The organism is Streptomyces sp. NPDC013317 (assembly GCF_055563155.1).
On sequence record NZ_JBVHDX010000012.1, the window covers coordinates 24,211 to 43,552 of the forward strand.

Sequence of the window (19,342 nt, forward strand, 5' to 3'; positions counted from 1 at the left end):
CGGCCGAGCACGGCCGTCAGGGCGGTGTGCACGCTCACGACGCCGGGACCTCGGACTCGCGCAGTTCCTCCAGCAGCTCGCTCTGCCCGGTCAGGACCTCGGTCAGGATCCGCCGCGCCGCCAGCATCAGCTGCGCGACGTCCCCGCCGGCCAGTCCGTAGACGACGGTCGCGCCGTTACGGGTCGACGTGACGATCCCCGAGCGGCGCAGGACCGCAAGCTGCTGGGACAGGGCGGAGGGCTCGACCTCGATCGCGGCCAGCAGTTCCCGCACCGGCATCGGCCCGTCCTGCAGCAGCTCCAGAACCCTTATCCGCACCGGGTGCCCGAGCATCCGGAAGAACTCGGCCTTCGCCTGACACAGCGGAACCGGCACGGTCTCGCACCCTTCTCATCACCCCGAACGGGGCAAACGCCTGATGCTGCGCCCGCGGCTACCTACGGACACAGCACCCACAGCATGTATGAAATTGCAGACTTCTGCAATTTGTAGATGCTGCGACCCCTCATCGACCGCAGGACTACCGTGCGGATGGGGCCTCGCCGCAACCCCCGTCGGCGAGGTCCCCTCCGGCCCCCGACAGCCCCCCGTTCTCGTCAATCTCACATAATTCGGGGCGGGGCGACTGCTGCGGCACTCACCTCTTCCCCTGCGCTCTGACCGGGAGGCCGTTCTCGGCGAGGATCGATCTGGACCCGCACGTCACGCTGGCGTTCGCCTTGCAGGACACGAAGTACGCCGCACTGGCTCAGGACTGCCGCGAGACGTCGGCTACGTCGGCAGGCAGGCTCTCGGTCATTCCGTCACCGTATCTGACCAGCAACTTTCGACTTGACCGTGCCGGCCAATCGCCGATCGGCCAGCCATTGCGTTCACGCGTCCAGGGCCAGGCCGGTGCCAGCGAGGCAGCCGTTGATGACCTCCGGTCGGTACTGCAGCATCTTGAGCTTCCGCTTGACGGCCCGGGTGATCTGGCCGAGGTCGGCTGCGGCCTGGTTGCTTATGTCGCGCTTGACCAGCGACCAGATGCCCTCCTGCGGGTTCAAGTCTGGTGCGTAACACGGAAGCTGGAAGACCGTCAGCCACTCCGCGTGGTCGACGATGAACTCGCGCAATGGCTCGACCAGGTGCATGCGCAGGTTGTCCCACACGAGCACGATCGGGCCGTCGAGCTGTATGTGCGCTCTGACCAGCAGGTCGCGCAGGTCGCGCCAGCCGATGCCCTTCGGCTCGCCCTTGCGGCCCCGGTACTCGCGGACCGAGTGGAACATCCTGGAGCTGCCCCGGCTTGTAGCAGGTCAGCCCGGCCATGGACACCCGGCCCGAACCCCGCCCACGGACCCGCACCACCGGCGTTGAGCCCTTGCGTCCCCAGCTTCTCGCTCGCGGCGGCGTCATCGACTGTCCGGCTTCGTCTTCGAAGACGATCCAGCCGACGCACGCCGCCGCGGTGTTCTTACCCGCGGCCAGGTCTCCTTCTTCCAGACCTCGACCGCCGCGTCGTCGCGTTCGATCGCCCGGCGGGTCGGCTGCTGCCAGGACCAGCCGTGCCGCTTCAGCATCAGCCACGTGCCCTCCACCGTGTAGCTCACGTGGAACAGGCGACCGATCAACGTCTTGATCCGTGCCAGTGTCCACCGCTGGTCGGCCCAGCCATGGACCAACGGCCCGCGTTCCAGCTCCCGCCCTAGCCTCGCGATCTGCGCGTCGCTGAGCCTCGGCCGCCCCGGTGATCCTTTCGACAGGACTCCCGCTTCACCGCGCTCGCGCCACTGGCGGCGCCACCGCTCCACGGACCGCTCGCGGACCCGCAGCGCGGCAGCGATATCCCTTCTGGCCCGCCCTCGAAGCGTTCCACAGCCTGCAGCCGGACCCGCCCCCTCGCGGCCCTCCCGGCGTCGGTCAACCCGCCGCCCTGCGCGTATCTCACGGTCCAGGGCTACCGGAACGGACCGGTCACCGTCAGGCGAACGGCCCCGACATCACTCAATCAAGTTCAGTAGCTACCGAGAAAGGCCTCTACGAAGCGGCGGATTGATACCGCCACGCAGCATGCCATCTGGGGAGAGGCGAGGTGCGGTCGCCCTCCGGTATCTACGTTCTACCGTCCATGCCCACAGAACCAGAGCGGCGGCCGTGTATTCGAGAGCCACCGGTGCCGCAGCCGTGATATTGCTCCCGGCAAGATTCTTCTGTTGGCCGATGTTCGTAACAGGGGCGGACTGGCGGATGCTCGGGGGCGCGACTGGCATGGAAGACACATGCCCTCCACCGTAGGTCCAGGCGATGAGCGGCGGGGCCGGTAGCACGGCCGGAGCGGCGGGGTAGGCGGGAAGTGCAACGAACTCGGCAGTCCAGCCGTTGCCTTGGTTCAGGAGGTTGTTGTACCGGTAAGGGACGAACCCGCTATCGGAGTACGCGGCGTAGCTTGCCCCGCTGACAAAATGCGCGCTCGTACCAGGCCGCGATTCCTCGTACAGGCTGAATGTCGTTTTGGAGTTGTCATCCCAGCCCGCGAAGATCAGCGTGTGGGTTGCCTCGTTGAGCAGGATGTCCCCCGGCTGAAGCTCTTGCTGCGTTACGGGGTGGGATACAGCAGCCAAGTTGCCGGTCCAGAAATTGACGTTCTGGTCGAGACGCCAGGCCATGGACACATACCCCGAGCAGTCTTGCCGGTAGACGCCCAGCGAGTTGGTCCACCAAGCCGTTTGGCTGTAGGGCACAGCCTCGAGCACCCACTGCCGCGCCCGCTGGAGAATCTCCGCTCTGCTGATGGGCTGAAGAGCGACTGACATCGCGTACTGGTACGGGTGTGAAGCGGAACTGCTGCCCTGAACTGAGGAGATGGGGCGGGGGGGCGCCGTCACCAACTGAGCAGCCGGCTTGGCCGGGGTCTGGGCGGTCAGCGTGCTGTGTGGGGGTGCGGTGGCATTGGAGGCTGACGTGGGCGGGGCGGGTCGGACTGTCGGCGAGATAGTCGGCGCAGCGAGCGAGCCAATCGGTGACACCGGTGAGACGGCTGACGGAGAGAGCGAGACGATGGCGGACGCGCTCGGCGATGAGATGACGTTCGGGGAAGAAGTCAGGCACGGCTCGGACGGCGACGCGGACGGAGAACCAGACGGCGACGCGGACGGAGAACCAGACGGCGACGCGGACGGAGAACCAGACGGCGACGCGGACGGAGAACCAGACGGAGAACCGGACGGAGAACCGGACGGCGACGCGGAGGGAGTGGGCAATGCGGTGCAGGGAGGAGCTTCATCGGCGGTAGCGGGCGACGGCGCGGGCGTCGGTGCCGCGAGGGCGTCTGGCCCAGATGATATAGCTGGGGCACCGAAGAATATCGCGGCCAGAAAGCCCAGCGGGACCCAGCGATGTGGCCGTCTGGGGTGACTCGTCTGATCTTCGTCCATTACCCCTCCTCTGGCGCGAGGGGGCAGGTCGGCCAAGTCAGCGAGCCCCTCAGTGCCGGACATGCCGCTCGCCTTCCCTGCACGAGCGCCTGGGAAGTGATGCTAGGTGCCGCAAAGTGGTGCAGGGCCGGGCGAAGCTGCGCGCGGCACGATCGGGAAGCCAAGGCTTCCTCAGAGGTCAGTCCATGCGGTTCCGGGGCGGGCGACCAAGGGCGCGCGCCGCCGGCAGAGCCCACTTGGCTCCAGGCTTCGTTAAGCCGGTGCTTCCCGCGTTCGAGCAGGTCGTGCCCCAGATCGCGCCATTCCCTGGGTGCCCCCGGGAAATCCCCTGGGGTCCCCGGGGGGCGAAGGCTAGGGAGATACCCCGATGCCCGGTCAGCCCTCCACGCCGTAGAACAGATAACAGAAGGAACGAACTTATACCCCAAGGCGATATCTAAGGGATGTGTTCGGCATGTATCTTCGCTTCAATCTCATCGGCGTACCTGAGATCGAGGGTGGGTACGGAGCAGCCTCGAAACTGCTGCCGGCTTTTCGCAGGGATGAGGCTCCTGCCGCGGCGTGGCCCCTGCCGCACCAGCCCGAGGCCGTAAGCGAAGCCCGGCGTCTTGCTGGTGGTGCCGTGCGTGCCTGGGGAGTAGACGAGGAAGTAGCAGACAATCTCGAACTGGCTGTTTCCGAGCTGGTGACGAACGCCGTCGAACATGCCCAGCCCCCTCTCGCCCTCTGCGTGCGCCAGGCCGAGCACGTGCTGCACATCGAGGTCAGCGATGGCGGGCCCGCTCCGTGCGGCGGCGAGTGGGTGGAGAGCTGTGCACCGGAAGAGCACGGTCGCGGCGTTGTCATCATCGACGCCCTCGCCAGCGCCCACGGCAGCTACAGCACCCCTCCCGGCGGCAGCACCTGGTGGGCGGACCTGCCTGCGGACAGCGCATAGCCCTCCAGCGTGAATTCGGTGCCTGACCTGAGGGGCGGTATGGACTATCGGGGTATAGCGGCATATATCTGCGCAGGGGCGGTCTCGAAGAGACCGCCCCTCGTCGTGCGACAGTGGCGTAGATGTGGCAGCAAAGCGTGGGAGACGTCGACGGGAAGACCGTCCGCGACGGCCTTCTCCCAGCGCATCTCCGCGGGCAAGTACGGCGGCCGCGAGACCTCGAACCATTCGCCACCCACATGCGTGGTGGCGTGACACCGGGTAGAAGACTAGATCTCCTCTCTCTCCCCCCGTTACCTTCTTCGTGGCTCCGCAACGGGGCCTCCGGCCTTCGGGTTCGGCATGACTTCCCTCCCTTGTTGTTCATGATCCGGGGGGTGGTGTCACCGGGCCCGGAGGCATCGACGGACCGCTGATGAGGGGCTTGAGCACCGGCTTCACCCGGGCCGGTTGAGCTCTCCGTAACGTGGGTGTGGCAGCTCGGTGCCGTGGCAAGGCCGGACGAAAGCGTGATGGAGGGGCTGGCACGTGATCGACACCGGCGACATCGACGTCTTCCTCGGCCTGGACGTCGGCAAGGGCGAACACCACGCCACCGCCGTCACCCCGGCCGGGAAGAAGGCGTTCGACAAGCGGCTGCCCAATACCGAGCCCAAGCTCCGCGAGCTGTTCGCGAAGCTCCAGGCCAAGCACGGAACGGTGCTGGTCGTCGTCGACCAGCCGGCCTCGATCGGGGCCCTGCCGCTGGCGGTCGCCCGGGACATGGGCTGCCCGGTCGCCTACCTGCCCGGCCTGACGATGCGGCGGATCGCCGACCTCTACCCGGGCGAGGCGAAGACCGACGCGAGGGACGCGTTCATCATCGCGGACGCGTCCCGCGCGATGCCGCACACGCTGCGGGCGATCGACGGCGAGGACGAGACGATCGCCGAGCTGGAGATGATCGTCGGCTTCGACGACGACCTGGCCGGCGAAGCCACCAGGGTCGCGAACCGGCTGCACGGCCTGCTGACCCAGATCCACCCGTCCCTGGAACGCGTGTTGGGGCCGCGGTTGCAGCACCCGGCCGTCCTCACGCTGCTGGAACGGTTCGGGTCCCCGGCCCAGATACGCAAGGCCGGACGTCGGCGGCTGGTCACCCTGCTGCGGCCGAAGGCGCCGAGGATGGCCGAGCGGCTGGTCGAGGAGATCTTCGCCGCGCTGGACGAACAGACCGTGACGGTCCCAGGGACCGAGGCGGCCGCGCTGATCGTCCCGAGCCTGGCCGCCTCACTGACGGCCGTCCTTGACCAGCGGAAGCTGCTGGCCGGACGGATCGAGGAACTGCTGGAGGCACACCCTCTTTCGAAAGCCCTGACCTCGATGCCGGGCATCGGCGTCAGGACCGGAGCCCGCATCCTCATCGAGGTCGGCGACGGAAGCACCTTCCCGACCGCCGGCCACCTGGCCGATTACGCCGGACTCGCCCCGGCGACCCGCAGCTCGGGCTCCTCGATCCGCGGCGAACAGCCCTCCAGGAGAGGAAACAAGCAGCTCAAACGGGCTTTCTTCCTCTCCGCGTTCGCCGCCTTCGGCGACCCGGCATCCCGGGCCTACTACGACAAGAAGATCGCCCAGGGCAAGCACCACACCCAAGCCCTGCTCTGCCTCGCCAGACGACGAGCCGACGTCTTCTTCGCCATGCTCCGCGACGGCGCCTTCTACGAACCCCAGCCAGCCGTCGCGGGCAGCGGAGCCTAGGACGAAGTACCGTCCCCGGCCGGAAAATGGGCAGCCACGTCGTAGTTGGCGATCCGTCCCGCCAGCGCCCGCGGACTCACGCCATGGCCGTTGCCCCGGTCGGGATCGGCACCGGCTTCCAGCAGTAGCCGGATCGTCGCACCCTCGCCCTGCGAACAGAACACCGCCCTCCACAGCGGCGTATTGCCATAACCGTCCGCGGCATCAACCGGCGCACCCGCGGCCAACAGGACCTCCATGGCCGATGGAGCCTGAGCCTGAGCCGCGAAATGCAACGGTGTCCAGCCCGCATCGTCGGCTGCCTCCGCGGCGGCGCCTCCGGCCAAGAGCACCCGCAGGTGATCCGCGTCCCCATCGGCAGCCGCATAGTGCACCGCCGTCCGCCCCAACCGATCCCGATCCATCATGCCGACCATCCTCACCCGGCTTGACCAAACAGATAGGGGCACCCCCCCGCAGTCGGCAGCTGGCAATCCCCCCCAATCCGCTCACACCTCGCGACTCACCAACACCCCTACCGGGACAAAAAGCTCTTTAAGGCCGTCTCTTAAACCCGCGTACCTGCCTGGTTGGCCGTCCGGGGAAGTCGCGGGCGGCCATCCAGATGGTGAGGTCGCGGGCGATGTCGTTGATCTGGTCGCCGTGGTGACCTCGTGCTCATTGCGGGTGGTATCACGACGGAGGATCTCGTAGCCGCCCTCGTCCAAGACGGTCACGGAGGCGAACCAGACGGGGCCTCCTCATCGACGACGAACGTGTTGTCGGAGTCGTCGAGGCCGCTGATCATCATGAACAGCGCTTCCTCGGAGGAGTCGTCGATGTAGTCACCGTTCTCGATATCGGCGCCGCATCAGCACGGCCCTGGGCGGCATGCGGCCGGTAGTACCAGGTGCGGTAGTCATGCAGGCCGGTCCGGTTGCGGCGGATCTCGGGGCTGGCGGTGGAAGGGCTTCGGCCCAGCTCGGCCGCGATCCGCCGGATGGTGGCTTTCTCTCGCAGCCGGTCGGCGATGTGGATGCGTCGTCCTCGCGCAGGTATCGGGAGGGGCCGCAGGCCTCTGCTGCCGGCCTGTGTCCCGGTGGCAGTGGTCTGCGGCCCCTGCCCGGCCGGTTGCCATTACGCCACTTCGTACCGGTCCGTATGTCAACGACTACCATCCGGCAGGCTTCCTTGTTCCTGTAGCCCTGCTGCTGAGCGGAAGTACGCGCCCCGTTCCCGGGACAGCGGCTTCCGGCCCTGCGGCCTAGTCCGGTCCTCTCGGACCTCGAACTCCATGCCACCCCTCAAGCGGGGCGTTGCTACGACCGCTAGAACTCAAGGGGAATCCCCCACCACCGAAGAACGGCGGCATGGACCGGCTCGCAGGGGCGCTCGACACACCAGCCCGGCAATGCCCATCAGAGCGGCCATCAATACCAGAGTGACCACGACGTCCACTCTCAGTTCCCAGTAGAGAAAGGCCATCAGCATGCCGATCGCACCCTGGGAAAAGTTGAAAATGCCCGAAGTCACGTTAGTGACGACCAGCCCGCTGACTGCCACGGCTAAGGTGGCGCCAGTGGCGATCCCAGAGACGCTCGCCGCGAAGAAGGCCCATGGGCGCGGCTCACGGCTTGATTGATACCACATTGCCCTCATCGCAGTACAGGCCCTCATCCGGGTACACGCGCACGAACTTCTCGTCACGCACCTGCATGATCACGAAGCAGGAGGACACGCGATGGTTTCCGATGTCGGTCGGACCGGTCATACCGTCGGCGGTGAAGTCGTGCATCGACCGGAGCGCCGTAAGTAGGTTGGATCGAGTGAGTCCGTTGGGTCCGTTGTCCTTCACCACGCTCTCGACCGCCTCGCCAAACATGATCCCACTGACCCATGCCCCCTGACTGAATCCGTTGATTGGAGCCCGGGGAGAGTACTTTTTCATTGCATCGAGGAAAGTTCGCATCCCTGGGTACTCGGCGGCCTCCTCGAACGGCTCAAAGATGCTGTACACAAACTGACCCTCGACATCCCTGCCTCCTGTCTTGAGGAACTCACGGTTGTAGCACTGCTGCGAGCAGTCCCAAACCACGACCGAGTCCACGCCTTGGGCCCTAGCTTCCCTCCGGAGGGCGACGGTCTGGTTGTAGTCGGTTCCCACGCGGACATATGTAGCTCCGGTCTTCTTGATCGCGAGTGCGAACGGGGTGAAATTGGACTCCTGTCCGCTCATGAGGAATACGTGCTTCTTCATGAACCCGATTTGCTCTTGCGCTTTGATGAGATCATTCGCCTGCTTGAGAGCGGATGGCGAGCCGGAGGCCTGCGTGAGCCAGATCCCAGAGCAGCATTTCTTGTCCTTGAATTTAGACAGATACCACTTCTCGGGACCTACCATTTGCTGTCCAGGACCCCAGCCCCCGGACACAGTGAACGTGTTCTCTGCAGAATGGTGCGCCTCAGATGGCGTCAGGTGGGCCAGGTCGGGGATTCCGCATTCGGTCAGATCGGAAACGTCATCCTCAACAAGAGAAGATGTCCCCACCATGGCGAAATTGTTCTCACATGACTTAATGACACCGTTGCGCCACCCGTCAGCGGTGAGCTGTGAATCGTAGAAATCAACCACTACCTTCCGGTCGGCCAGGCCCCCATTTTCATTGACATACGAGGCCCATGCTCGGATGCCGTCGACTGAACTCTGAAACAGTCCCGGCGGCACCTCCGCATTGACATCCGCCACCATCCCGACGCGAATTTCGTCCGCAGTTACGCCGGTATCCGCGGCCTTAAGTTCAGTCGAGGGGGCTGGAGGGGCCTCTGATCCGTCCCCTCGCGTCGTACACGCCGAGAAAAGCAAACTTGCTGCGGTTACCCACAGGATTACCCGAAGGGAGCGCATATGCAGACCTTTCCGGGCGAAGAGTTTCACAGGATCCTGGGAGATTCCAGCCCATCCCGAATGCACATCATTCCATCATTGACCCTTAAATTACCTGCATGAGAGATGCCGCAATCAAACTGCTGCCCAGTCTCACCTGCTCGTACCAGATCAATCACCTGCTTGGTGGCCCAGTGAACGCAAGACAAGGAGGCCGGCCATGCCGGTGGTTGAGCGGCGGCTGTCGGTGCGGAATCCCGAAGCGATCCAGCCCCGGTTGAACACATGGGCGTTCGTGGGCGTGTCTTCGCCGTGTGCCCAAGCCTCGTTCCCGCGCATACCTGCACCCGATGGTCTAACGGGTTCCTGCACGGTAGTCGGTGAGACGTCGGGGATTCCGGTGAGGCTCTGCTGGGTCAGGAGGCGGACGGTGGCTGGACGATGTCTTGCGTGTTCGCCGGCTTGGTTTGTGGGTTCGATCCCGACCCGTCATGAGGCGTCGGATTCCGCTATCGCTCGTGAATCTCCCTGTACCAGTCGGGGGTCTTCGGAGTCCGTGCGATTTTCCACTGGGGCCGGAATCCGGTCGCTTGGCCAAGCCGAGCCGACGGGGGCCGCGCAGTCCGTGCATGGCTGGGCTGCAGAACAGCGCCCCTGCGCCCACGGCAGTCAGATGATGCCCTTGATGGGGTTCAGTCTCTCGCAGATGGACTTGCCCCCCGTGCGTCCGGCGGCTGGCCGGGGTCGGGCCGGGATTTACCGTCGATGATGCGGTCTGCCTGGTGACGCCGAGGTGGCCAAAGCATTCAGCCAGTACTCGGAGCCCCATACCGGGGCTGAGACATGAGTCATAGACCACGATGCGAGGCCTGGCAGGTCAGGCTGCGCGCTTCGGTCGGGATCGCCCTGTCCATCGCCCAGAGATCACCATGTAGGCGGAGGCCGTCGAGTCCGGGAGTCTCTCATGGCTTGGCCGACAACGTTCTCGGTGCTAGCCCGGGAATCAAATGGGGCTCACTGCCCTTCCTGCCCGGCTCGACCGCACCCCAGCTCCGGAATCACCAATCCTGGGGTGATCCAATACCTCGAACATCGCTCTTCTGTAATGAACGGAGGCCAGACTAACCGCAGTTCAAGCAGGTGACAGGCGGCTGATGAATGACCGGAGTTGGGGGCGGCTAGTCAGTTCGAGCTTCATATAGACGCGGTTGAGGTGATATTCAATCGTCTTGGGGCTCACGCACAGCTCCGCGGCGATCTCCTTGTTTGTCAGCCCCCGCGCTGCGAGATGAGCGATCTCACTCTCGCGAACGGTGAGCCGCCGCAGTAGGTCGTGTGAGGCCTCCCCTGCTTGAGCGGACTCATCAGTGCGGCCCCGGATCAGTGCAGCGAGGTCGGACTCGCAGCGGCGGGCGAATGGCACCGCACCCAAGGCGGCGAGGTCATTCGCAGCCATACCAAGCCACGTCTCGGCGCCGTGGCGATCCCCTTGGCCAGCCAACAGCTTGCCGTGCGCATGTTCAAGTCGAGCGCGGTGCAGAGGGGGGGCATCGGGCGACGCCGGGATCGCCAGGCCCCGCTTGTAGTGTTCGGCGGCTGTCGGCAGATCGCCCAGCGCTTCGGCCAATTGGCCCATAAGCCAGGCTGTGACGATCCGCAAGCACGGCGTCCTTTTGGAGAGGCGCCGCAGGCCAGCCATCGCCTGACCGGCTTCGTCGAGCCGGCCAGTATTGATCAAGGCTTCGATGTACAGGGGACGCTGGTGAATTTCGTACCACTTGACATGCCCTTGGACCGCCAGTGGCTGCAGGGGCTCCAGCGCGGACAGCATCGCGGTGTGGTCGCCCTGAGCTTGGCCTGCCAACGCGCGGCCTATGGCCAGCAAGACTCTCGGGAGGGTCTCGTTCATGGCGTTGGACCGTTCCTCGCTGCGGTGAATCAGTTCCTCAGCCCGATCTCCGTCGCCCCGCCCCGCTGTCACCCAGGCAGCCATCGGGTAGGCAAGAGCACTCGCCCACGACATGCCGGTGCTATCGGCGGATGCGAGCATCCTCCTGACAGATGCGGTCATGTCGTTCCAAGCGCCCAGCAGGTATTGGTTGACGGCAAGTTGCGCGCGGGCTAGCTCCGCCAGCATGGGGCGTCCGCCCTCCGATCGCAGGGCAGCGGTCAGGTCCGCCGAACCCCGCGTCAGCTCTCCGCATGCCGAACGAGACAGTCCCCGTGCGATGAGAAGGTCCGCGGCACGAACGCCATCCTCCTCGAGAGAGTCGGCAGGCCCGAGTACCGTCACATGTCTGCTGCTTGCAGCCGGACCGTGAACCAAGCCGAAGGCCAACGCGAGCTGTGCTCTGGCGCGCGTTGCCAGACCGGCTTCCAGCCCTTCCAGAGCGAGGACGCTCTGGGCCGCTTTGGCCGCCCTGGCTCCATCACCGCGCATCAGGTAGAGGAAGGAAAGGTACAGTCCTGCCATGCCCGCGATCCATTGCTGGCCAGACCGTGTCTGGGCAGCTCGGCGCGCTTCGTTCAGCAGTGCCTCAGCTTCGCCCGTGGCGGTGTGGCGCATCGCCCATGAGCCCAGAATCAGGTCCCGCAGCGGATGAGGGGCGCAATCGTGAACCCGCGGTATCAGTGAGCCAGCGCGCGCGTACCGCTCGTGCCACATCAGTTGGGCGACCGCGGCAAGCAGCAGCCATTCATGATCAGCGCGGGTGGCAGCCACGTCGGATGCCCACAGCAGCAGGCTTGCTGCACGATCCACGGCGCCGGCCTGCAGGTGCTGGTGCGCTTCGGACTCCAGCTCCGCTGCCAGTCCGGCGTCGGGCCCGTTGGACGCGGCAACTTTGTGCCGCCACGAGAGTCCCGGTTCTAGCACTTGGGCGGCCGCCTGGTGCAGCGCACGGCGCCGAACGGGGCTGATCGCCGCCTCGACCGCGGAGCGCTGGACCCCATAGGCGACTGTCACCTCGGCCTCGTCGCCCCGTCGCTGTCTCAGCAATCCTGCGGCGACTGCAGGAGTCACTGCGGTGAGGTCGGGCACGCGGGCGATTTCCGCGATCCTCACCAGCGCTGTCGGCCACTCGACAACGGCGGCCGCCTCCACCAGCCGCCGGGAATCTTCCGGCAGTGCGGCGAGTTGCCGCCTTACCACGCTGACCATTGAGTACGGCATGGGGAGCGCTTGCTCCTCGTTGGCCAGGAGCATGGGCGGAATCTCCTTCAGCAGCGTCTCCAGATACAAGGGGTTGCCGCCCGTGTGGTGACGTATCCGGTCCGCAGTTCTCCCCGTCATCGGCCGGCTGGTGAGGCGCTTGGCAAGATCCTGCACCTCACTCTCAGTCAGGCCGGGAAGAACCATGTGGCAGGCGGGTGGCCAATGGCTTGCCAGCTCGGCCAGTCGTACCGACTCCGCCGTTTGCTGCCCCGTCGCGCTGCAAGTGATCAGTACCGTAAGGACCCTGCGCTCTGTTGGAAGCCCCCGCACGGCGGTCAAGACCCTAAGCGACTCCTCGTCCATGTACTGCGCGTCGTCCACGATGAGGGCCACTGGCTCGGCACGGGCGAGGGTGTCGACGAACGCCACGAACTGTGCCGCGACTTCTTCAAGCGAGCTGTCGGGCGCCGGACCAGCGGCAAGTGCTGGGAATCCGAAGAACGCGGATCGCGGCGCACGACTCATCAACTGGTTGATCATGGCGAACGGCCAGTTCTCTTCGCTGCTGTCGCACAGGGCCTGCAAAACGGTGAAGGGCCTGACAACGGGATCGTCGAGCCACCTACGGACCAGGGAACTCTTGCCGATTCCCGCCGTTCCTTCGAGCAGGACCAGCTGTGCGTGTCCCTGCGACGTCCGGGCAGCGCGTTCTCGCAGCTCAGTTAGCTGCGGTTTACGCCCAACGAAATATCCGCTCATTTATCCACCCTCGATGACGTCGAAGACTTCACGGCCGGACGGAGTGTGCCGTCCGCCACAGAGCAACACCGCGGATAGGCACGGGCATTGGTTCTTCAGGTCTCGGCCATGTCGTCAGACGCAGCCTTGAGGCCACACGGAAGAGCAACAGATGCGATCCCATTGCTCGCGCGCCCATGCGAACGCGTGAACAGGCTTCAGACGAGCCGTTCTTGGGGGCACCCTAAGACCCGCTCATTCGCGAGGTCTTCCCGCTAGGGCCGTCCTTTCGGGCAGGTACCGAGGGCATCGCGATTCCCGGGGTACACAGAGGATCCGCCCACCGTGAAGAAGCACAGCTTCAGCCCATGGATGATTCTCGTGTGAGGGAGAAGCATGCAGCCCGGCGACCTCAGGGCCGAGTCAGACACGGAAAGGAAGATCGACACCAAGATGCCCATGTGCGCCCTCCTCGGTCCTGCGATCTCCCCCGAACCTATTCGAGGGGGAACCACTGAGGCACTGGGGCAATCCCCTAGGGCGTCCCTAGTCTCCCCGTTCGATCTTTATGCTGGGGTTCATCCACAATTGACCGAATGACCCGCCTTACTGATCGACTTCCCGCGCCTGTGGCGTACACGTTGACAGCCCAGACCTGCCGGCAACGGCAAGGTCGGACACGTAAAGTAACCGCGACGTTACCGGCCCTTTTTCGGGGAGCCGCTTGCTTCAGGATGGCCGGGCCATAGCGATGGACAAGGGCCTTCATGACTCCAGCCGCGCGACGCCGCGCTCTACCAGACATGCCACGCACCTGCACATCGCCTCCGCCGCGCTTCCGGGAGCAGTCGGCCCGCTGCACTCGCCGATCTGGGACGCGGCTGCCGTCGGACCGACGCGATCGAGATCGGGCCCCCGCGGCACGCAGCAGGCCGGAGGCCGGCGGGGTCGTCAATGGTGGCCGCACATGCGGTGGCGATGCCGCCGCAGATACCGAAAGCCGACGGCGATCTAGGCGAGTCCCACCCGCGCAGGCAACAAGCCCACAAGGGCAGCAGCCCGCAACAGTGATCACTTGCGCGTGCCGGTGATCATGGTGCCCGATGGCGCCGCTACTAGGCCGTCTCTTTCGGATCATCTGCCCGACCAGATGAAGATGGCGGCGAGGTGGAGTCCGGCGAGGTAGATGGTGGCGGTCTTGTCGTAGCGAGTGGCCAGACCGCGCCACTGCTTCAGCTTGTTGATGCAGCGCTCGACCGTGTTCCGCTGCTTGTAGGCGTCGCGGTCGAATGCCGGTGGTCGGCCTCCCATCTTGCCGAGCCGTTTGCGGTTGGCGGCCTGGTCGGCGGGTTGCGAGATCACCGCGCGGATCCCTCGTCGACGGAGATGAGCGCGGATCGCGCGGGACGAATACGCCTTGTCCGCCAGGACCATCGTCGGTGTGGTCCGGGGCCGGCCGATCGGCCGGGGCACCCGTAAGCAGGCCATGACCTGGGGGAATGCAGGCGCATCACCGGCCTGGCCGGGCGTGAGGATGAAGGCGAGCGGGCGGCAGCGGCTGCCCGAGGCAAGATGGATCTTGGTACTCAGCCCGCCGCGGGACCGTCCGAGGGCATGGTCGTCCGCCTCGCCAGCCGGGGCCCTTCTCGCCCCGGCAGCGTGCTGGTGGGCGCGGACGATGGTGGAGTCGACCGCAACGACCCAGTCAAGGTCGCCTTCGGCGTCGGCCCGGGCGAGCAGGCCGGTGAAGACCTTCTCCCAGGTGCCGTCGGCTGCCCACTTCCGCAACCGGTTGTGAGCACCCTTCCAGGAACCGAAGCGGTCGGGAAGCTCCGTCCACGGAGTGCCGGTGCGGTACTTGAACGCGATCGCGTCGATCACCTGCCGGTGATCACGCCACCGTCCGCCCCGCTTCGGGGTTCGGTCCGGCAGCAACGGCTCGATTCTCGCCCACTGGTCGTCAGTCAACGACACACCCGATCAACGCTCAGATGATCTGAAGACTACTGCTCAACTTCCTGGTGCTGCTGCGCATCTCGAAGTCGCCGCACGTGCCTGGCCTACTGCCCGGCCTGCGACCTTTGGGCGCGATCGATCGAAAGCACCTGGGGATCTGCCGCGCGCTCGTATAGCTCAACCTCGAAGGAGTCCGCGTCGACCTCGACAAGCCGGGCCAGGGCATCCCGATCCTGCTCAGCTGTCGGACGCGCTCGAACCTCGTCCCTCCACACCTGTCCGCTCGCCTCAGCTTCGTCCATCTCGCCAATATATGCGGGCAGCAGCGTCGGAGTCCGCCTACCAAGATCCGGAAGAAGCGCCCTAGTAGCGGGATATATCGCGCCGGTAGATCGCGATCTCGAGGAAAGCGCCCGCTCACGAGGTATCGTGGGACTCGTCAAAATGGCAGATAACGGGCATCCTTCTCGCGTCTCGGCCTACCATGGGCGGCAGGTCGTGTCATACATGATCGCCGCAGGCGTCCGCACAAGATCGCGGAGGAGGCTCGCTGCATTGCGACGGGCATGGCCGTCGGCAGCCTCGGAGGTGACAGCCGTGTTCATCGGGCGCGAGTCAGAGCTCGCCCAATTGGACGAGTATGCGGCGCACGTCGTGTCCGGCCCGGCCTCTGTGGTGCTGGTCGAAGGCCAGGCGGGTGTGGGGAAGAGCGCGCTTCTGCGGAGGTGGCTGTGCCGCCCCGTCTTCGACAAGTTCACGGTCATACGCTCAGTCTGTGATCCGTCGGAGCAGGGGTGGCCCCTTGGCGTGATCACGCAGCTGTGCTCCCACTTCCCTGCCGACATGGCCGACGAGCTTTCTTCCTCCGACGTCACTGAAGCGACGTCCGCCCCATTCGTCCATGGCGCGCGGTTGCAGAAGATGATCGACCAGTTGCATGAGCGAGGGCCGGTGGCGCTCGTCGTGGACGACGTTCAGTGGTGCGACGAGGCCTCGTTCAAGGCACTGAGCTACGCTCTGCGACGGCTGGACGCCAACTCAATCCTCACCGTACTCGCCTTGCGCTCTGAAACTTCGGGCGGTGATGAGTCCCTGCGGCGGGTCGAAGAGGTGCGGCGATTGGTGTCCGGGCGTTCTGCCACATGCTGGCTGTCCATGAAAGGCCTCAGCCGGGACGACGTGCGTGAACTCGCGCAGCATCTCACGGGCTCCATCGTGAGCGAGCCCGTGGCGGAGCGGCTGTGGAGTCATACGGGCGGCAACCCCCTGTATCTGCAGGCCGTGGTACAGGAACTGACGCCAGGTCAACTCGTGGACGTCCGCGGGGAGCTGCCGCTGCCGACGAACCTCGCCCAAACGGTGCACCAACAGTTGCTGAATCTGCCCGAGCCCGCCCGGCGGCTGGTGGAGGCAGCCGCAATCATGAACACCAAGGCACCACTGAATGTGGTGGCTCACATGGCCGGCTTGGAGGAGGCGGCCGAGGCACTGGATTTTGCGCTGAAATCCAGCCTGCTGCGATGGTGGCCCGAGGAACCGGCTACACCCATAGCTCTTAGCCATGCGCTCCAACGCGGCGCCGTCATCGCGGCCATCTCCCCGACACGCCGCCGCAGCCTGCATGCTGCGGCGGCCCGTCATCTCGACAAGAACTCAGCTTGGCGCCACCGCGTTGCCTCTACTGGCGGGCCCGACCCGGAATTGTGCGTCGAGCTGTGCGCCGAAGCTGACCGCCTGCTCGCGAAGGGCATGATCGAGCGAGCCGCAACATTGACGCTGTGGGCCGCAGACCTGGCTGGCTCCCGCACCGAACGGGAGACCCATCTGCTCACAGGGGCCCTCCACCTGATGTGGGCCGACCGCTTCGGGCAAGTCGACGCCCTGTACCGGGAGTTGCAGGCATGCAGCCCAAGCCCGCTAAGGGACCTGGCGCTCGGCTGCCATGCGATCTCGCGCGGCGCGATGAGCGAGGCCATCTTGCTGCTCAACCGGGCCCGCACCGGTGAACTACCGCCGGACCAGGCCTGGATAGCGAACCTGGCCAGCTACTGGGCAGGTTTCACACGCATGCTGCAAGTCACCCCGTTCGACTCGATGAGCGAATTGAAGGACGCCCTGGACAGTCCGATCCGCGAGGATGTGCGGCTGAGGTCGCGATTCGTCATGGCGTTGAACGAGGGAATGGCCCACGGACCCTCAGCCGCGGCGCGTCATGTGAAGACCGGCACCGCACCACCCCTGGCCGACCTCACACCAGCGCTTGCCGCATACCCTCTCTGCCAGCGTGGAGTCGTTCGAGGTTTCGCTGCTAGTACGAGGGGCAGCATCATCGACCTGACCACGGCCCTCCGTCTCTCACAGACCGCCGCCAGCCCAATCGCCTTGTGCCTCTGTCACACATGGCTCACCGTGGGCTATTACATGCAAGGGGCCTGGGACGACGCGGCGATCCACGCGAGGTATGCGGCCATCAGCGCGAACGAAAGCAACAGCTGGGACGCTGCCCTCGCCTACTCATGCGCTTCATGGACGGCGGCCGGGCGAGGCCAGGGGAACCAGGCCACGGAGCTGCTGCGGGCCGCCCGAGAGAGCGCTCAGCGGTGTCCACCCGATTACTGCGTACCGTCGCTGGCCATCGCAGAAGCTGTGCTGGCTCAGGCACAGGCCGACTATCCGGCAATGCTCAGGGCGCTTGACCAGATGTTCGAGCTGTCCGAGCAGGGCATGACCAATCTGCTCCAAGCATACTGGCGCCCCTTGTACGCTGAGGCCCTCACCGCCACCGATGACCTGAAACGGGCTCAGGAGAATTTGCACCACCTCAATCGCCTGGCGACGGAGATTCCCCAACTGTGCACCATGACCGGGTGGGCTGCCGGACAGCTCGCGGAAGCCCAGGGCGATCTCGAAGCTGCCCGCCAACAGTATGAGAGTTGCCTGGCCACTGCCGGAAACCCGGACACCCCCCCGTTGCATCGCGCCCGGCTTGAACAGGCCCAAGGGCGGTTGCTCATCACACTCCGCGACAGTGACAGTGCCGAGATCCTGCTCTCGCGGGCGGCTCGCCAGTTCGCCCGCCTCAAGGCCCAGCCCTTCCTCACGCGGTGCCAACAAGACCTCGCAGACGTCCACCGCTCCGCCCCTCCCGCCGACACAACGGATCCGCTCTCTCAACTGAGCGATCGCGAGAGCGATATCGTGCGCCTCGTCGTCCGCGGCCTGACCAACAAGGAGATTGCCGCGGAACTCTACGTCAGCGTCAAGACCGTCGAGTACCATCTGAGCCGCGTTTTCGGGAAGCTGGGCCTCACCAGCCGACGGCAACTGCGGATCCACCTCACGGACAGCACCAACGCCTGACGCATAGACGGACGCTCCGCAGTCCGGTCAGGGGCCCACCAGGACGGTGCCCTGAGCCTGGATCACGCCAACGGGAAGCGGAGCCGGGTCGTTGCATGTCAGCACCTTATCCCCGGCCCTCGCGATCGGCTTACCGCCGGCCAGGACGGTAGGACTGCCAGTGAGCACCGTTCCCTGGTTGGTGGGCGGCACCTGAAACGTCCCGGTCTTCGGCACGTGAGGCGGCAGGTTCATCGCGATGCTGCCTACCACGGCCACGGGCTGACCGCCGATCACCACGTTCGCGACACAGCCCGTCATGATCTTCCCCATAAAGTCGAACGGGGTCGGTGTGGACACGGTGCCATTCGCCGAAGGCACCTCCACGATATGCGTGTCCACCCCGATCACCTGATCGCCGAACTTCGCGGCGGGTGCGCCCATGAGCGGTCCCCTTCACTCTTCCCGGATTCGTTTATCGCGCCACCCTTGAGGTTCTCCAGGGGTGGGGCGAGGCGGAGGCTGGCCGTGCATTCCCATGTCGATGACGTCGGCGGGCGGCGCGAGATCGTCGTCGAGCGGGGGGACGACCGGCGCTATGACCACCACGTCCAGCTTCGTTCGTGGGGGAACGCCCAGAGAGAGCCAGCTGTCGAGACCGACCGTCGGCGCCTCGGGTGACGCGGTCGCCAGGTTCACCGTCAGCCCCAGTTCCCGCAACGGACCCGGCAGGTGCTCCTGCGGGATGGTCTCGTACTGCGCGAGCACCGAGAGCGCGGCGCTCAGAAGCCGGTGCTCGCCGTCCTCTCCCGACGCCCACGCGGTCATGAGATAGGCGAGCCTGTAGCGCCGCACCGGGGCCTGCCGCCCGATGGTCCGGCCCCGCTCGTCCCGCACCGGTATCCAGTCGGCCAGCCGCCCTGACATGTCTTCCTCAATATCGTGGAGGAAGACACTGATCACCCGCGGGTCCGGCGGGTCAGACGCCCAGGATGGCTGGGGAGGGCCGAAGCGCACCTGCGTTGCATCGCGAAGACCCCGGGTCAGCAGCGACCGCAGGCTCGCGTCGATCATGTCAAGCATCCGGCCAGTGTGTGCGACCGGACCAAGGGCCGGTGAGTACGGGAGGGCGGCCGATCGGGCATCTTTCGCTGCGCGCTCTCCCGCCCGGCAACTCTTGGGAGCGACAGTCCCAATG

General features: G+C 65.7%; 13 protein-coding genes and 3 pseudogenes. 4 read left to right on the forward strand and 12 right to left on the reverse strand.

What is annotated here, in order from left to right; genetic code table 11:
- Positions 1–34: 34 nt before the first annotated feature.
- The 3 genes and pseudogenes from ACZ3IJ_RS27390 to ACZ3IJ_RS27400 all read right to left on the reverse strand — a co-directional run bounded on the left by ACZ3IJ_RS27390 (position 35) and on the right by ACZ3IJ_RS27400 (position 2,796).
- Positions 35–376, reverse strand: a complete 342-nt coding sequence (locus ACZ3IJ_RS27390) for an ArsR/SmtB family transcription factor (protein WP_467472397.1) — start codon at positions 374–376, stop codon at positions 35–37.
- A 497-nt stretch (positions 377–873) separates the two neighbouring features.
- A pseudogene (locus ACZ3IJ_RS27395) lies at positions 874–1,931 on the reverse strand (IS630 family transposase).
- A gap of 73 nt (positions 1,932–2,004) precedes the next feature.
- A complete protein-coding gene (locus tag ACZ3IJ_RS27400; protein ID WP_467472399.1) occupies positions 2,005–2,796 on the reverse strand; it encodes a hypothetical protein in 792 nt (263 codons plus the stop codon).
- Positions 2,797–2,932: 136 nt separating this feature from the next.
- On the opposite strand from ACZ3IJ_RS27400, the gene ACZ3IJ_RS27405 reads away from it, so the two are divergent.
- The 3 genes from ACZ3IJ_RS27405 to ACZ3IJ_RS27415 all read left to right on the forward strand — a co-directional run bounded on the left by ACZ3IJ_RS27405 (position 2,933) and on the right by ACZ3IJ_RS27415 (position 6,094).
- Positions 2,933–3,397 carry a hypothetical protein gene (locus tag ACZ3IJ_RS27405; protein ID WP_467472400.1) on the forward strand — a complete coding sequence of 155 codons (465 nt, stop codon included), beginning with the start codon at positions 2,933–2,935 and terminating at the stop codon, positions 3,395–3,397.
- Between the two features lie 474 nt (positions 3,398–3,871).
- The gene (locus ACZ3IJ_RS27410) at positions 3,872–4,354 is read left to right on the forward strand and encodes an ATP-binding protein (protein WP_467472647.1); all 483 of its coding nucleotides are present in this window, start codon (positions 3,872–3,874) and stop codon (positions 4,352–4,354) included.
- 528 nt (positions 4,355–4,882) lie between these two features.
- Positions 4,883–6,094: an IS110 family RNA-guided transposase gene (locus ACZ3IJ_RS27415; RefSeq protein ID WP_467472402.1), complete on the forward strand. Its 1,212-nt coding sequence runs from the start codon at positions 4,883–4,885 to the stop codon at positions 6,092–6,094.
- Here ACZ3IJ_RS27415 and ACZ3IJ_RS27420 read toward each other — a convergent pair.
- The 7 genes and pseudogenes from ACZ3IJ_RS27420 to ACZ3IJ_RS27450 all read right to left on the reverse strand — a co-directional run bounded on the left by ACZ3IJ_RS27420 (position 6,091) and on the right by ACZ3IJ_RS27450 (position 14,823).
- Positions 6,091–6,501 (reverse strand): ankyrin repeat domain-containing protein, encoded by a 411-nt coding sequence (locus ACZ3IJ_RS27420; RefSeq protein WP_467472403.1) that lies wholly within the window; start codon positions 6,499–6,501, stop codon positions 6,091–6,093. The genes ACZ3IJ_RS27415 and ACZ3IJ_RS27420 overlap by 4 nt on opposite strands.
- A gap of 127 nt (positions 6,502–6,628) precedes the next feature.
- Positions 6,629–6,932, reverse strand: a pseudogene (locus tag ACZ3IJ_RS27425) (hypothetical protein).
- An 8-nt stretch (positions 6,933–6,940) separates the two neighbouring features.
- A pseudogene (locus tag ACZ3IJ_RS27430) lies at positions 6,941–7,369 on the reverse strand (helix-turn-helix domain-containing protein); the annotation flags it as partial.
- A gap of 39 nt (positions 7,370–7,408) precedes the next feature.
- Positions 7,409–7,723, reverse strand: a complete 315-nt coding sequence (locus ACZ3IJ_RS27435) for a hypothetical protein (RefSeq protein ID WP_467472405.1) — start codon at positions 7,721–7,723, stop codon at positions 7,409–7,411.
- Positions 7,701–9,008: an ABC transporter substrate-binding protein gene (locus ACZ3IJ_RS27440; protein ID WP_467472406.1), complete on the reverse strand. Its 1,308-nt coding sequence runs from the start codon at positions 9,006–9,008 to the stop codon at positions 7,701–7,703. The genes ACZ3IJ_RS27435 and ACZ3IJ_RS27440 overlap by 23 nt, the downstream gene beginning before the upstream one ends.
- Positions 9,009–10,089: 1,081 nt before the next feature.
- Entirely contained in the window at positions 10,090–12,870 is a 2,781-nt protein-coding gene (locus ACZ3IJ_RS27445) for a helix-turn-helix transcriptional regulator (protein ID WP_467472408.1), read from the reverse strand.
- A gap of 1,113 nt (positions 12,871–13,983) precedes the next feature.
- Positions 13,984–14,823, reverse strand: a complete 840-nt coding sequence (locus ACZ3IJ_RS27450; RefSeq protein WP_467472409.1) for an IS5 family transposase — start codon at positions 14,821–14,823, stop codon at positions 13,984–13,986.
- 579 nt (positions 14,824–15,402) lie between these two features.
- On the opposite strand from ACZ3IJ_RS27450, the gene ACZ3IJ_RS27455 reads away from it, so the two are divergent.
- Positions 15,403–18,165: a helix-turn-helix transcriptional regulator gene (locus ACZ3IJ_RS27455; RefSeq protein ID WP_467472410.1), complete on the forward strand. Its 2,763-nt coding sequence runs from the start codon at positions 15,403–15,405 to the stop codon at positions 18,163–18,165.
- A 27-nt stretch (positions 18,166–18,192) separates the two neighbouring features.
- On the opposite strand, the gene ACZ3IJ_RS27460 is transcribed toward ACZ3IJ_RS27455, so the two are convergent.
- Both ACZ3IJ_RS27460 and ACZ3IJ_RS27465 read right to left on the reverse strand, forming a co-directional pair.
- Entirely contained in the window at positions 18,193–18,588 is a 396-nt protein-coding gene (locus tag ACZ3IJ_RS27460; RefSeq protein WP_467472412.1) for a PAAR domain-containing protein, read from the reverse strand.
- Between the two features lie 12 nt (positions 18,589–18,600).
- A complete protein-coding gene (locus tag ACZ3IJ_RS27465; protein WP_467472413.1) occupies positions 18,601–19,227 on the reverse strand; it encodes a Pvc16 family protein in 627 nt (208 codons plus the stop codon).
- Between the last annotated feature and the right edge of the window lie 115 nt (positions 19,228–19,342).

Coding starts and splice junctions, on each gene's coding strand:
- ACZ3IJ_RS27465 (WP_467472413.1), bottom strand. CDS start 19,227: ATGCTTGACATGATCGACGCGAGCCTGCGGTCGCTGCTGACCCGGGGT.
- ACZ3IJ_RS27460 (WP_467472412.1), bottom strand. CDS start 18,588: ATGGGCGCACCCGCCGCGAAGTTCGGCGATCAGGTGATCGGGGTGGAC.
- ACZ3IJ_RS27400 (WP_467472399.1), bottom strand. CDS start 2,796: ATGTCAGTCGCTCTTCAGCCCATCAGCAGAGCGGAGATTCTCCAGCGG.
- ACZ3IJ_RS27420 (WP_467472403.1), bottom strand. CDS start 6,501: ATGATGGATCGGGATCGGTTGGGGCGGACGGCGGTGCACTATGCGGCT.
- ACZ3IJ_RS27410 (WP_467472647.1), top strand. CDS start 3,872: ATGTATCTTCGCTTCAATCTCATCGGCGTACCTGAGATCGAGGGTGGG.
- ACZ3IJ_RS27435 (WP_467472405.1), bottom strand. CDS start 7,723: ATGTGGTATCAATCAAGCCGTGAGCCGCGCCCATGGGCCTTCTTCGCG.
- ACZ3IJ_RS27445 (WP_467472408.1), bottom strand. CDS start 12,870: ATGAGCGGATATTTCGTTGGGCGTAAACCGCAGCTAACTGAGCTGCGA.